Origin of the sequence: Limnospira platensis NIES-39 (assembly GCF_026000695.1) — a bacterium.
GTDB lineage: Bacteria > Cyanobacteriota > Cyanobacteriia > Cyanobacteriales > Microcoleaceae > Limnospira > Limnospira platensis.
Genome location: NZ_AP026945.1, coordinates 3,691,134 through 3,706,132, shown reverse-complemented (window position 1 = coordinate 3,706,132; position 14,999 = coordinate 3,691,134). Strand labels below are relative to the sequence as shown.

9 protein-coding genes are annotated in these 14,999 nt (G+C 48.4%); 6 read left to right on the top strand and 3 right to left on the bottom strand.

Going from position 1 to position 14,999, the window contains the following annotated elements:
* Positions 1–57 precede the first annotated feature (57 nt).
* The 4 genes from bchD (at position 58) to cax (ending at position 6,548) form a co-directional block, all read left to right on the top strand.
* Complete coding sequence (gene bchD / locus N39L_RS18105; RefSeq protein ID WP_014275943.1) at positions 58–2,049, top strand: magnesium chelatase ATPase subunit D; 1,992 nt, start codon at positions 58–60, stop codon at positions 2,047–2,049.
* Between the two features lie 251 nt (positions 2,050–2,300).
* Entirely contained in the window at positions 2,301–3,263 is a 963-nt protein-coding gene (locus tag N39L_RS18100) for an Npun_R2479 family HD domain-containing metalloprotein (RefSeq protein WP_172973411.1), read from the top strand.
* Positions 3,260–5,311, top strand: coding sequence for an NAD-dependent DNA ligase LigA (gene ligA, locus N39L_RS18095; RefSeq protein WP_014275941.1), 2,052 nt, complete (start codon positions 3,260–3,262; stop codon positions 5,309–5,311). The genes N39L_RS18100 and ligA overlap by 4 nt, the downstream gene beginning before the upstream one ends.
* A 121-nt stretch (positions 5,312–5,432) precedes the next feature.
* Positions 5,433–6,548, top strand: a complete 1,116-nt coding sequence (cax, locus tag N39L_RS18090; RefSeq protein ID WP_006617050.1) for a calcium/proton exchanger — start codon at positions 5,433–5,435, stop codon at positions 6,546–6,548.
* 366 nt (positions 6,549–6,914) lie between these two features.
* Here cax and N39L_RS18085 read toward each other — a convergent pair whose 3' ends face one another.
* Positions 6,915–7,934: an RNA-guided endonuclease InsQ/TnpB family protein gene (locus tag N39L_RS18085; RefSeq protein ID WP_014275940.1), complete on the bottom strand. Its 1,020-nt coding sequence runs from the start codon at positions 7,932–7,934 to the stop codon at positions 6,915–6,917.
* A 51-nt stretch (positions 7,935–7,985) separates the two neighbouring features.
* On the opposite strand from N39L_RS18085, the gene tnpA reads away from it, so the two are divergent.
* Both tnpA and N39L_RS18075 read left to right on the top strand, forming a co-directional pair.
* The gene (gene tnpA / locus N39L_RS18080) at positions 7,986–8,390 is read left to right on the top strand and encodes an IS200/IS605 family transposase (RefSeq protein ID WP_014275939.1); all 405 of its coding nucleotides are present in this window, start codon (positions 7,986–7,988) and stop codon (positions 8,388–8,390) included.
* Positions 8,391–8,635: 245 nt separating this feature from the next.
* Entirely contained in the window at positions 8,636–10,669 is a 2,034-nt protein-coding gene (locus N39L_RS18075) for a serine/threonine-protein kinase (RefSeq protein ID WP_014275938.1), read from the top strand.
* A 138-nt stretch (positions 10,670–10,807) separates the two neighbouring features.
* Here N39L_RS18075 and N39L_RS18070 read toward each other — a convergent pair whose 3' ends face one another.
* Both N39L_RS18070 and N39L_RS18065 read right to left on the bottom strand, forming a co-directional pair.
* Positions 10,808–12,661: an iron uptake porin gene (locus N39L_RS18070; protein ID WP_043468376.1), complete on the bottom strand. Its 1,854-nt coding sequence runs from the start codon at positions 12,659–12,661 to the stop codon at positions 10,808–10,810.
* Between the two features lie 104 nt (positions 12,662–12,765).
* A complete protein-coding gene (locus N39L_RS18065) occupies positions 12,766–14,979 on the bottom strand; it encodes a PhoX family protein (protein ID WP_014275936.1) in 2,214 nt (737 codons plus the stop codon).
* Between the last annotated feature and the right edge of the window lie 20 nt (positions 14,980–14,999).

Genomic DNA, 14,999 nt, shown 5'->3' with positions numbered 1-14,999 from the left:
TTGGAAAATTTCCCCTTTAGTGCTAAAGTTAACTGTTGACCACTACTGACAAGAACCATGTCTGCGCCCCCTAGCGCCCCAACCGTAACAACATTTCCCCTCGCCGCCGTGGTGGGACAAGAAGCGATTAAATTTGCCCTGCTGCTGGCTGCAGTTGATCCTGGCTTAGGAGGTGTGGTAATTGCTGGACGGCGGGGAACCGCTAAATCAGTGATGGCCAGGGCTCTCCATGCCTTATTACCGCCCCTAGAAGTAGTTAAAAATGCGATCGCCAACATTGCCCCCAACTGGGAAGCCGGAGAACCCACCCCAGAAACCGAAATAATCCCCGCCCCCTTTGTACAAGTTCCCCTAGGGGTAACAGAAGATAGGCTGATAGGTTCAGTAGACGTAGAAAAATCCGTTAAACAGGGCGACACCGTATTTCAACCGGGCTTATTAGCCACAGCCAACCGAGGAGTCCTCTACATTGACGAAATCAACCTCCTCGATGACAATATAGCCAACCTGCTGCTAACAGTTTTAACGGAAGGGCGCAACGTCATTGAAAGGGAAGGCATCAGCTTTGAACACCCCTGCCAACCCCTATTTATAGCGACCTATAACCCCGAAGAAGGTCCCCTGCGAACCCATTTACTCGATCGCATTGCCATAGCCCTATCTGCTGATGGAGTCCTGAGTTTAGATCAACGGGTGCAAGCAGTAGACCAAGCCCTCGATTATTCCCAGTCTCCCGAGGCATTTCTCCAGCAATATACAGAAGACTTAGATAACCTGAAAACCCAAATTCTCCTAGCCAGAGAATGGCTAAAAGATGTCACCATCACCTCAGAGCAAATTCTGTACCTGGTAGAAGAAGCCATCAGAGGCGTAGTTTCTGGACACCGAGCGGAACTATTTGCGGTGCGAGTAGCTAAGGCTTCGGCAGCTTTAGATGGTAGAAATAGCGTTAATGCTGACGACTTGCGGCGGGCGGTAGAATTAGTGATTGTACCCAGGGCGACAGTAATTCAGACCCCCCCAGAAGAACAACAACAACAGCCACCACCCCCACCACCGCCCCAAGGTGAAGAGGAACCCGAACCCGAAGACGAAGACGAAGACGAAGACGAAGAACCCGAAACCGAACCCCCAGAAGAGGAACAAAATAGCATCCCAGAAGAGTTTGTGTTTGACCCGGAAGGGGTGGTGCTAGATCCAACGGTGCTGTATTTTTCCCAAATGGCGAACCGACAGGGTAAAACTGGCAGCCGCAGTATGATTTTTTCAGAGGATCGCGGTCGGTATGTTAAACCAATGTTACCCAAGGGTAAAGTACAACGCATTGCGGTAGATGCTACCCTACGGGCGGCAGCACCCTATCAGCGATCGCGACGGTTACGATATCCTGAACGTCGGGTAGTTGTAGAATCGGGAGATATTAGATCTAAGCGCCTAGCGAGAAAGTCCGGGGCTTTGGTGGTGTTTGTGGTGGATGCTTCCGGGTCCATGGCCCTGAACCGGATGCAGTCGGCCAAAGGGGCGGTAATGCAACTGTTAACTGAGGCTTACCAAAGCCGCGATCAGGTGTCCTTAATTCCTTTCCGAGGGGAACAGGCGGAAGTTTTGTTACCGCCTACTCGGTCAATTGCGGCCGCCAAACGACGCTTAGAAAGGATGCCCTGTGGGGGTGGATCTCCCCTGGCTCACGGACTCACCCAAGCCGTGCGGGTGGGGATGAATGCTAAACAGTCTGGAGATATCGGACAGGTGGTAATTGTGGCAATTACCGACGGCCGAGGTAATATTCCCTTAGCCCGATCGCTCGGTGAACCTATCCTAGAAGGTGAAAAACCCGATATTAAAGGGGAATTGCTGGAAATTGCTGCCAAAATTCGTGGTTTGGGTATTCAATTGTTAGTAATTGATACCGAAAATAAATTTGTCTCGACAGGTTTTGCCAAAGAATTGGCGAAAACGGCAGGAGGTAAGTATTATCATTTACCCAAAGCCACAGATCAAGCGATCGCAGCTATGACCCAAAACGCCATTCGCGATGCGATCGGTTAAAGTATAGATAACCAATAGTTTTTCCATGGAACCTGTTATTTCCCATTCTGGGGAAAACCATCCCCAGGCAGGTTTCGCCTCCCACAAGCGAGTTTTTCCAGGCTCCCAGAAATATTCCGTCAATTGGTAATCTGTCCCCCTGGTCAAAATTTGCCTATAATACCGGAAAACAGTTAGTCAAAACCCTAGACTAATATTGTGCTTCCCAATGCTCAGGATTAACCAATCGTGTTTGTGAGTTATTTATGAGTATGTTTAATGCTACTGCAATTCTCATTGATGCCTTCGTCCAACGCCTACAAGCTGGCTACCGCCGTACCTATGGGGGATTTAAACCAGACTACCCCGAAATTATTGCTTGGGCGGGTACAATGGCTTTGGAAAATATCGCCAACTGTGACGCTTTATACCACAATGTCGAACATACTATGCTCGTCACCCTAGTAGGACAGGAAATTCTGCGCGGGAAGCATATTCGAGAGGGAGGAGTCACCCCAGAAGACTGGTTACACTTTACCATTTCTCTCCTATGTCATGATATCGGCTATGTGAAAGGAGTATGTCGGCGAGACCAAGACGCTAATGGTTTATATGCCACAGGAATTGATGATGGTATGGTTTCCATAAGTTCAGGCGCGACCTCCGCCAGTCTCACCCCCTACCATGTCGATCGCGGTAAATTAGTCATAGATGAACGCTTTGGTGGTCATAAACTAATTGATGCCGAACAAATTAAACGCAACATTGAACTAACCCGGTTTCCCGTCCCGGCTGATGAAACTTACCAAGACCGCCATAATTACTCAGGACTGGCGCGCGCGGCTGATTTAATCGGTCAACTCAGTGACCCTCGCTACCTCAGAAAGATTAGTTCCCTATTCTACGAATTTGAAGAAGTCGGTACTAATAAAGTCCTAGGCTACAAAACCCCCGGCGACCTCCGTAATAATTACGCTAAATTCTACTGGAATGGCGTATTTCCCTATATTCCCGCCGCCTTGCGATACCTACAACTGACCCAGGAAGGTAAACAAGTTGTGGCTAACCTATACGCTAACGTTTTCCAGGTAGAAAATGAACGGCGTATCCTCAGCGAAAGCGAGAAATATCTGCCCGAAAATTCATCCATTGGTGAAGAAAATGGCTACAAGGGCGACAAAAACGGTAGTTCAGACCTGCCCAAATTTAGCGAAATGTCTAATTTGAATCTGTGATCGTGAATCACCAAACTCCAACGCCGGAAATTTCCCAAAAACTTGCACAATTGAGGCTAACTGTCCAACGGGCTAGTTATGCCTATTATGTTTTGGATGATCCTATTATGGAGGATGGGGTTTACGATCGCCTTTATCGGGAACTGCAAGAACTCGAAAACCAATACCCAGAACTAATTTCTCCCGATAGTCCTACCCAGAGAGTCGGAGAAAAACCCGCTGCTCAGTTTCAGTCCGTAACCCATAATATTCCCTTATACAGCCTGGAAAATGCCTTTAATATGGCAGAACTCCAGGCTTGGGATGAAAAATGGCGACGCTTTCTGGGTGACTCACTACCCCAAGATCCTAAATACATTTGTGAACTCAAAATCGATGGTTCAGCGATCGCCCTCACCTATCATAATGGCATATTAGTTAGGGGTGTGACTCGTGGGGATGGAGTCACCGGGGAAGATATCACCCAAAATGTTAAAACTATCCGCTCTATTCCCCTAAAATTACATCTGGATAACCCGCCGCCTGTCGTGGAAGTTCGGGGGGAGGCTTTCTTATCTAACCATATTTTTGTCCAAATTAACCAGGAGCGACAACAGACCGGAGAGCCACTATTTGCTAACCCTCGTAATGCCGCCGCCGGAACCCTGCGACAACTTGACCCCCGCATTGTCGCTGACCGACGCTTGGATTTTTTCGCCTATACCCTACACCTAGACTCCCCAAATTTACATGATCATTGGGATTGTCTGGAGTTGCTCCAAAAAATGGGCTTTAAAGTTAATCCTAATCGCCAACTGTGTCAATCTTTGCTGGAAGTTCAGCAGTATTTTGATGCTTGGGATACTCAGCGCCGAGAATTACCCTATATGACTGATGGGGTGGTGGTTAAGCTAAATTCCCTCAGTCTCCAAAAACAGTTGGGAGAAACGAGAAAATTTCCCCGCTGGGCGATCGCTCTTAAATATCCGGCCGAAGAATTGCCCACTAAGATTATATCAGTCACTTTCCAGGTGGGACGTACCGGAGCCTTGACTCCGGTGGCTGAACTTGAACCCATACAGTTAGCCGGAACAACTGTTAAACGCGCTACACTTCATAATCAAGATCGCCTTACTGAATTAGACCTGCATATTGGCGATACGGTAATTGTCCGCAAGGCTGGGGAAATTATCCCGGAAGTGGTGCGAGTATTGCCAGATTTGCGACCAACTGGCGCTAAACTGGTGACTATGCCGACTCATTGTCCTGAGTGCGGCGAAACTGTGATCAAAACACCAGCCGAAGCAGTCACCCGCTGTATTAATTCTTCTTGTCCGGCTATTGTGCGGGGTTCTATTATTCACTGGTGTCAAAGACCAGCTTTGGATATTAATGGTATTGGGGAGAAATTGGTTCAGCAGTTGGTTGATGCTCAGTTGGTGCGATCGGTCGCTGACCTTTATGATCTTAATATGGATCAGTTGCTTGAGTTAGACCGCATGGGTGAAAAGTCCGCCCAGAAAATTCTGGCGGCGATCGCTACTTCTAAACAACAACCCTGGCATCGAGTATTATATGGTCTAGGTATTCGTCATGTCGGAAAAGCTAATGCTCAGTTACTCGCTCAAAACTTCCCTAGTTGTCAGAGTTTGGCGGCGGCTTCTTCTGCACAAATTGAAGGCGTTTATGGTATCGGCGCGGAAATTGCTACCTCTGTTTATCAGTGGTTCCAAAATCCTGCTAATATCAGTTTATGCGATCGGCTTCAACAAGCCGGTCTACAGCTTACCAGTGTGCCGTCAACTGCACCCAAATCTACTCACCAAGCGCAACCTTTCGCCGGTAAAACCTTTGTACTTACCGGAACATTACCGACTCTCAGCCGAGATCAAGCTAAATCTATGATTGAGAATGCCGGGGGTAAAGTCACTAATTCCGTTACCAAAAAAGTCGATTATTTACTACTAGGAGAAAAGCCAGGCTCGAAACTAAAAAAAGCCCAAGATTTGGCTATAGCCAATTTATCAGAATCAGATTTTTTGGCAATGATAAAATCTGCTAATTTTTAATGATAATTAAACCCCGAAGCAATCCACAGATAAGCCTTTGGCTTGATGAGCCAATATAATCTACCTGGTTAATTTGGGGTTATATAAACTAAATGTCCGGCATTTTTCACCCTCTTTATCTATGCTAAAAACCAATCAGATTATTTCCCTGCTGCTCATCTTTATTCCCATTTCCATAGTGGGGGAATATTTGCACTGGGGAGCCACTATAATCTTTATAACCGCCGCCCTAGCCATTATTCCCCTAGCTGCTTGGATGGGTACAGCTACCGAAGAGATAGCAGTAGTTCTCGGCCCTAATTTAGGAGGGTTAATGAATGCTACATTTGGCAATGCTACTGAATTAATTATCGGTTTTGTGGCTCTCAAAGCCGGATTAGTAGAGGTGGTCAAAGCCAGTATTACCGGGTCAATTATTGGTAACTTATTACTGGTGATGGGTTTAGCCATGTTTCTGGGAGGATTAAAGTTCAAAGAACAAGAATTTCCCCCAGTCGTGGCTCGTCTGAATGCCTCAGCCATGACCTTAGCAGTAATTGCTATATTAGTTCCCACCGCCGTAGATGTCACATCCATCGGCATAGAAGAAAGCACCATGCAAACTCTGTCCGGTGCGGTGGCGCTAGTGTTGATTATAGTTTATATTCTCACCCTACTATTTGCCATGAAAACCCACTCCTATTTATATGATGTGGGATTGGCAGAAAACGAACTTGAGGGAGCATCAGGGGAAGAAATATCAGGGGAATCTCACCATAAAATCAATCTAAAATTATGGATTGTGGTGCTTTTAGTGGCTACAATTATGGTGGCGGTTGAGTCGGAGCTGTTGGTAGGTACTCTGGAAGAGGCCACCGAGAGTCTGGGTTTGACCCCCCTATTTACCGGGGTGATCCTAGTTCCAATTATTGGAAATGCAGCCGAACACGCCACTGCTGTGACTGTTGCTATGAAGAATAAAATGGCTCTGTCGGTGTCGGTGGCTGTCGGTTCGAGTTTACAGATTGCTTTATTTGTAGCACCAGTGTTGGTTCTGGCGGGGTTGGTCTTGAATCAGCCCATGGATTTGGACTTTAACCCGTTTGAATTGATAGCTGTGGCTGTATCGGTGGCGATCGCTAATTCCGTAAGTTCTGACGGCCGTTCAGACTGGCTAGAAGGGGTTTTGCTCCTGGCTGCGTATATGGTTTTAGGAATAGCCTTTTTCTTCCATCCCATTATGGAAACATCAATGTAACCCGGTTTCTACGTTGACTCCCAACCAGCAAGCCACATTATTGGTAGCTTGTTATTGACTACTCCCCGCGCTAAAGCGACGGGGATTCCCCGGAGGGATTACAGCACTTCTGAGCTAGGATTGACCCACCCGGTAGAGCCCAAATTCTCAGACGCTTAGGCGAAGTCAAAACGCCTCTTGCGGGGGTGCATTGCATCCCCGTTACTTTTGCCTTGCGGCCAATGTTCCACGCCCCGTTAGCGTCAGCGTTGACTTCAACGCCAGCACCACAGCGATAAGTTCCGCGCCGAATGCGTTGTCCTGAAGCCTTCCAACCCTCGGGTTTTTCACCGTAGACGGGGATGGCATCAAGGTCTAGCGCTGACGCTAACGGGGCGTATAACTTTCCTCCTGCTCAATGAACAAAATACCGTGAGCCTCACAAAGCCGAGCCATTCTGCTCTTCAGCTTAGCTGTCGGGATCTGCACGAACTTTTGGTTGGCCTTGTGACCCATATTGGCCCCACTTTTCTGCCCCTGATTCCAGCCGAAGACAATGGTAGCAATGCCATGCTTCAGGCAATGATTGATGACTAACCTAGCGGCTTTGTTGACGGCATCGCGCATCTGGCGATTACGCTTGCCAGTGAGTTTGTCTAGTAGCCTGCACCAGAAGGCTTGTGCTTTCCCCTCCTTAATCGTGGCAACCCGCTTGTTGTAGCCCTGGTTGAGCGCCTTCAGGTGCTTACCATCGACGATAAAGCTATGACCCTCGCTATCAACGCAGGTCAGCCAGTTGTTGATGCCATGGTCAATGGCCAGCGATTTTTCAGTGTCTAAGGCGACTGGCTCAACGGGCTTACCAGTACAAATCCAAACCGCATCAAAATAGCCAGCCCTTGGCACAATCTGAAGCTCTCTAACCTTAGTCCAGTCTAGGTTACTCGGGAAGGGCAGAAAAATCTCAGGCAGGTCAAACCAAACTTTACAAGACCTGCCCATCGGCACCCTGACTTGACCATTGACTAGCTTGAGCCACCGCTGAGGGTAGCTGAGCTCGAACAAGCCGCCAGAGCGGCGATAGTTGGGTGGCTTGGGTTTCTCAGCCAATCCGCCGCTACGCCACAGCTTGAGCAGTTCTCGGTAGCCATTAAAGGCTTCACCCACACTGATGCAGGTCTGCTGAGCAGCACTGGTATAGAGTGCCTTCATGTGAGCGTTGTGCTTCATCTGACTGGAGAGCCATTGTCCATTGGAGAACTTTCCCGCTTTGAAATACAACTGTCTAGCCAGATAGACTGTGCAGTTGTAGAGGTTATTGGAAGCGGTGCAAAGAAACTCCAACGCCGCCCTTAAGGGAGGGTCGTTGGGAAGTTGGTTTACTTGTGCTACAAAGGTTTTAGCCATAAAATCATCATACTATATTTGATTTTGTAGACACATAGGCAGTCTTCGACAATGAGGAATAAGTCTATCAACTATCGCCACGGCAACCACTCGGTAGGGCTTGCCCATGTTCACTTGGTCTGGATTCCAAAGCGGCGGAAGAAGGTTTTGGTTAGCAACGTTAAGCTTAGACTTGCCGCAATACTCAACGAGGTAGCCCGGGAAAATGAGTGGCGGCTCAAAGCATTGGAGATAGCCCCTGACCACGTTCACGTCTTGGTAGAGCATGGGTCGCAGGTCGCCATTCATCAGATAGTCAAGGCCATGAAGGTGCGTTCTTCCAGGCTGCTCAGGCAGGAGTTCCCCCACCTGTGCAAGCTGCCCTCTCTGTGGACTAGAGCGTATTTCTATGATACGACAGGAAAAGTGAGTACAGCTAGAATCATGGCCTACATCAACGACCCTCACCATACCTGACGGCGGCTAAAGCCGCCGAGTCGCTTTTCTGCCCCGCTCTAAAGAGACGGGGCTACCAAGCTTCCGAGTTTTTATCGTGTCGGCCGAACCAAAATGTTATACTGGGTTGCAGCGCTATGGGCTAATATTATCAAAAATAACAGCAGTCCTTATAGGATAGATTTTGACGGTAGGTGGCTAAAGCCGAGCTGGGCTTTTCCTCCCTGCTTTGAACAGGCAGGGCTTGCAAGTTTTAAGGTGTTTCCGTGAGTTATTGCCTCAATCCCAAATGCCCTAAACCTGATGATGAGTCGAATGCCAAACGACGCATTTGCGCTCAGTGTGGCTCTGATCTGTTTATACAGAGTCGTTATCGTGTTCTCAAAAAGATGGGTGGGGGAGGATTTGGTCAGACTTTTGAGATTCTCGACCAAAAAGATAAGACTCGCAAAGTTTTAAAAGTTCTCCTCAAAGAACATCCCAAGGCGATCGCTCTGTTTAAACAAGAGGCGAAAGTTTTGAGCGAACTTAGTCATCCTGGCATCCCTAAAGTAGATAAAGATGGCTACTTTACCTTTATGCCGAAAGATGAGTCGCCGCTGCATTGTTTAGTCATGGAGAAAATCGAAGGGTTAGACCTTCAGGAGTGGATGAAGGAGCGCAAAAAAGAACCGATTAGCCCAGAATTAGCCATGGATTGGCTAAAACAACTGGTGGAAATTCTCGATCGCGTCCACAGCTTACAGTATTTTCACCGAGATATTAAACCTCAAAACATCATGCGAAAGCCTGATGGCCAACTGGTGTTAATTGATTTTGGCACAGCGCGGGAAGTGACCGAGACAATTATGGGGTTTAGTTCAGATGGCCCCGGCGAACAGGATAATGATAAGAAACGCGCCACAGGAATTGTCTCTCCTGGTTATACGCCGCCAGAACAAACGAACGGGAAAGCAGTACCTCAGTCGGACTTTTTTGCCCTGGGTCGGACTTTTGTTTATCTGTTGACGGGAAAACCCCCCACGGCTTACCCAGAAAATCCTCGCACTGGGAAACTTTTGTGGCGTAAGGGTGCGCCAAATATCCCGAAACAATTGGCGGATGTTCTTGATTATCTGATGGCACCATTTCCGGGAAATCGCCCCCAGAACCCTGGGGTAGTTCTCCAGTGTTTAGCTGAAGTGGAACTTAATCCGCCACCCCGCGATAGTGATGAAAGAGAAGATCCCAAATCAGATACCAAAGGTAAAAAGAAAGAACAGCTGAAGGCGAAAATCCGCCTCAGTGAACTGAAAATTAAGATTCCCTTCAAGGCTATTGGTATTCTGAGTGTGATTGTGACCATGGGGGGGTTGATTTATACCCAGGTAGACGGTTATCGGCGCTATGGCTTAATTCCGGCTAACCCTCTGTTGGTGATTAGAGGGTGGCCTAATCGTATGTGGCTACTGGGGCATAAGGAGGCTTTAGGGCACGTTTATGCTTTGGCGATCGCCCCTGACGGTGAAACTCTGGTTGCGGGAACTTTTGGCACAATTCGACGCTGGGGTATCCATTCTGGAGAGGTTGTTAATCCCGAAAGCGTCCATTCGAGTTGGGTAAGGGCGCTAGCATTCTCCCCCAATGGAGAGATTATGGTCAGTGGTAGTAATGATAAAACTATCCGTATGTGGTGGGGATCGCGTCAACGTACTATTGAAGGACATACAGGAAGTGTCCATGCTTTGGTTTTTAGTCCCAACGGTCAAATTTTAGCTAGTGCTAGCGAAGACAGGACTATTATTCTGTGGGATACCAATGGTCGGCGATTATCAACTATTCTCGCCCATGACCTCCCGGTTAATGCTTTGGCTTTCAATCCCCAGGGTAATGTTCTCGCTAGTGCTAGTGCAGATGCCAGTATCAGATTATGGAATGTCAGTGGTAGTAGTCGCCGACTGACAATTACTGGCCATGGAGATAGTATTAATGCGATCGCCTATAGCCCCGACGGTGAAACCATCGCCAGCGCTAGTGATGATGGAACCGTGCGCTTGTGGAATGCGAATACAGGGGCACAACTGCGGGTTTTTGAGGGACACAGAGGCCCGGTGAAATCCCTAGTGATTACCCCAGATGGCCAAACTTTAATTGCTGGAGGCGATCACATTGTTTTATGGAATCTCAACACCGGGGAAATAATCACTACCCTTTGGGGTCACGGAGACCTGATCACAGCCCTAGCCCTCACCCCAGACGGCAAAATCCTCACCAGTGGTAGTGAGGATAAAACCATTAAAATCTGGCAGCTAAAGCTGTAGACCCAGAGGGGAGTTATATGGGGGGTGTAGGTTGGCTCCGCGCGGTGGTCATTTGGGAATTAACCAGGCGATCGCCATATTGCCTCAACCCGCCCCTACTCCTCCCTCCAGGAAACTCTTAGCTTTCATGCCCCTATTTTAGAAGCGGAAAGTAGTCCGCAGGGTTCCTACCACAATATTAGCATTGCGGGCATTGTGCTCAGGATTGGTCAAAACATAGAAGCCAGGAGTGATGGAAATGTAGTCGTTGAAAGCATAGCGATAGAAGGCTTCAATATGGAAGGAAGTATCGCGATCTTCCAAAGCGGTGGTGTCGTGAGAGGTAACTTTCGGAGGCATTCCGATCACAATACCACCCAAATCTCCTTCACTGAAAGCATCTGGGAAGCCCATAGTCACAGCCCAGTTAAGAACTGTGGCGCTGTCACTGCCATTTCTTTGTTGACTAGCCCAGGTAGCGCCAAACCAGCCACCCAACTCGAACTTCTCAACTACCCGCCAGTTAAACTGGAAGCCTAGGTTATCGCTGGTGCTGGCATTATCCCCAAAGGGGCGATCGGCGATCCAGCTTCCGGTCCCACCGGCCATATTGACATCGCCGTTGGTGAAATATTTACGGGCGTACTCTACCGCAAAACCCAGGCGCTCTGTGGGTTGATATACCAACTGAGCCGACCCAGTATTGCTACCATTGAATAAGCCATTACCAGCAGTAGCATCGGAGGCGTTACCTGCCAAATAACCCAGATTCAGTTTGAACTGACGATCATTACCAAAGGCGAACTTAGCCGCCGCCCCTGCACCTTCTGGGCCCCGGAAAATGGCAGGGTTACGCTGACCAAACCGAGAAATTGAGGCATTAGAACCGCTGTTAAAGGGGGTGATCACATCCATTACGTCATCTAAATCAAGGCTGTTAGCACCGATAAAGATGTGCGCCCGACGATTGAAGGCGGGGAAACGGTAGTACAAATCATCCAGCTCTATCCCATTGGAATTGCCATCAATAGCAGTCCGAGACATTAAGCTATTGGTCAGGTCAAAATTGCTGAGGTTGGGGATATCTCTCGCTTGCAGACGGGTCCTCAATAGGTCTTCGCCGGTGAAGCTAGTATCAAAGTTCAGACGAACCCGGTAGCCGAGATAGGTTTCGGTGGGGTCATCACTGGCTCGGCTAAAGGGACCTCCAGCCACGTTATGTCTAGCGCGATCGCCGAAGCTATCCCCAGGCCAGAATACTACTTCCCCGCGCAGTTTGGTAGTAGTGGAGAACTGATTAGCCTCCAATTCAGCCGTCCGTGCTTCCAAAGCGTACACACGGCCGCGCAAGGTTGCCAATTCCGCCGCGAACTCTTCCTGTAGCCGTTGCAGAACCGCCAAATCCTCGCGAGTTACCAAATTAGCCACAGAAGCAGCAATCAATTCGTTAACCCGTTCCAAACAGGCATTTAAACCAGCGGCAAACTCAAAACGAGTCATCGCCCGGTTACCTCTAAAGGTTCCGTCTGGATAACCTGCAATACAGCCATAACGTTCTACCAAAGACTGAAGGGCTTGGAATGCCCAATCTGTAGGTTGAACGTCAGACAGTTGAGATACAGAAGTCACCTGCTCCATAGAGTCAGCAACTTCACTGTATAGATTGATTTGTTCTAGGTCGGCAATTCTGAGTTCCTGTTCCATCTCAGGTTGTACCTGAGCCACCTGTTGGGTTTCTGTAGAGGACTCAAAACCTAAATCGATTACATCCTGAGACAGAGGAGCCGTGTTCTCGACCTCTGGCGTAACTGCCATGGTTAAGGTGAAATCGGCATCCGGGCTAAATTGATTAACTCCTTCGGCTGCATCTGAAGCTAGGGATGCCACTTCGGAAGTAGTAACCAGCTTGGCTGAAGGGCTTTCTGTTGCTAATGCAGCACTTGTGCTTAACAGAAGAGCAGCACCCAGAACGCCTGGACTCTGCTTGAGAGTGTTCCATAGAATTTTGTTCATCATCTCAAATCTCACACCGACTTAAAAAGACCTAAGCGAGGATGTCCCCAGCTCGAATGAACCAATAGTATCACATCCTAACAGTAGGTGATTACGATTTCACATTAAACGATCGCACCCAAATTTTGTCTACGGATTGCCACAATCGAGGGCTTGGGGGGGTCTGTGGGGTTTTTGCCTGGCCAGTTAGAGCCGATGGGAACCCCACGGGTTTGGATAAACTCCTGACCATCCAGACCAGTCATGGCAAACTCACGAACTTGGGATGCCATATTTCGGCGTTTACCATTATACTCTCCCGGATGTTGGACGGCTAAAAATAGAGTTTGCTGATCGGGGCTAAAAAATGGTCCGCACAATTCACATTCCATGGGTCCGATCGCAAACAGATAAGCCTGACCCGCATCTGGTTCGGAAGTTGGCAAACACCACAGGGAGTTATTACCATATAGACCGATTAGATCTCTCGATGCTAAAGGATCTCCGGCTTGATTTACCCGACCTGGGGGGACGGGTTTGTTTTGAGAGCCAGTGCTAATATCTGTGACCATCCACAAATTACCTTGGCTATCAAACTCCAAATTATCTGGATTGGAAAATCCTAACCCACCTTCGGAAATTTCGCCACCTGCTGCCCACATTTCCCACCGAAATCTGAGCGCCTCCGGATCTCCATGATTTTCAATCAGGCGGACTATCCATCCTGGTTCATGGGGAATAACTCCCCCTGGACCTTGAAAAATCCGCCCATCTGGTCCCTCACCACCCGGATCGCCACCTCCAGAGGTAAATGCTATATATAAGGAACCATCAGGAGCAATCATAGTATCTTCAGGACGGGCGCAACAAGTGGCTCCGGCGGCACTGGCTGCTAAATGAGCATCAATTAGAATCGCACCCTGTTTGGTTGGTGGGTCTCCTGAATACAAATCCCCCAAGGTTTTGTACTGTTTCTTAAAGGTTTCCACCTCTTCATCTGTGGTAGCCACAAAACTGCCCCCTTCTGGGCGCAATGGTAAGGCTAAGGCTCCCCCTATATGAACACTGGCTGGGTCGGGGTTAACGGCTGTATTAGGGGCCATAGGAATCCATTTTCCGCTGCCATCTGGGTAGAATTTGGCGGCGTATAGCATTCCGCTGGTCAAGAGGCGAGAATTTTGGCGATCGCTTGGGTCAACTACCGGGTCACTACTGACAAATTTATATAAGTGTCCGCTACGGCGATCGCATCCCGAATAAAAAGCTAGAGGTTTTCCGGCTTTTACCCTGACACCAACGGCTTCATGGCGATAACGACCCAGCCAAGTATGTTTAGTGCCATAATCTTCTGGGTCGGCTGGATTTACTTCTACAATCCAACCATATTTGTTCCCGGCTAGTCCTAAGACGTTACCGAGACCCCTAGTGGTGGAAAAGGGAGTATCCGAAGGGGAGAAAGATGTACCATCGGGATGTACCGACTCGGTGACATAACTCTGGAAGTTTTCCTCAGCACTTAATACTGTTCCCCAAGGGGTTGTTCCCCCGGCACAGTTGGCGAAAGTGCCAATGATTTTATCTCCGAGGCGATCGTTATAACCCCTTCCCCCCTGGCGAAAAACTCCCACCGCTGGACCTGTAGCCTTGAGATACCGTCCATCAGTCCAACCGGAAATTCCAGTAATGCGGCGATCGACAGATGAGTAAGTCCGTACCCATTTACCCTCACTATCTCGACCTAGGGAAATTACCCCCATTCCCATGTCGATTAACCCTTCTTTAGAAATCTCCAGAATTGCTTGTCTGAGAGGGTCTTGTGCGGGCAAAGAAAAAGCATCAATACTCTGGCTTTGGGCAGCTTCAAAAGCCTGTTTAACTACCGCCATTGGTAGCGATCGCCCTATCACCTCCTCGTAAGTTTCCAACCATGGTTTCGCGCTAACGTACTCAAAGTTAACAGTTAAAAAACCCTGATTTTTACCAGTCTGTATAAATGACAAATAATCATTGTTATACCCACAACGAGAATCACCCACCGCCTCCCCCCAAGTAGCGATGACATCATAGGTGAACCCTTCCGGAAGTACCAAATCATCAATTATCTCGTACTGACTATATTTTCCTGATATAGCTTGATGATCGGCAACGGTTATCGTCTCGTAGGTTGGCAAAGGCATAGGACCTTTGACAGGTTTAAAACTTGGGGAAAATGACGATATTTCCGTAGTTGATGAACTCAGCACATTACCCGGCTCTGATGGCTGACAGCCCTTGAGAGCCACCGCCCCCATACCCGCACTAATAAACAGCAAAAAATCTCGACGCTTATAAGAAGCCATAAATCTGCCTATTTATAAAA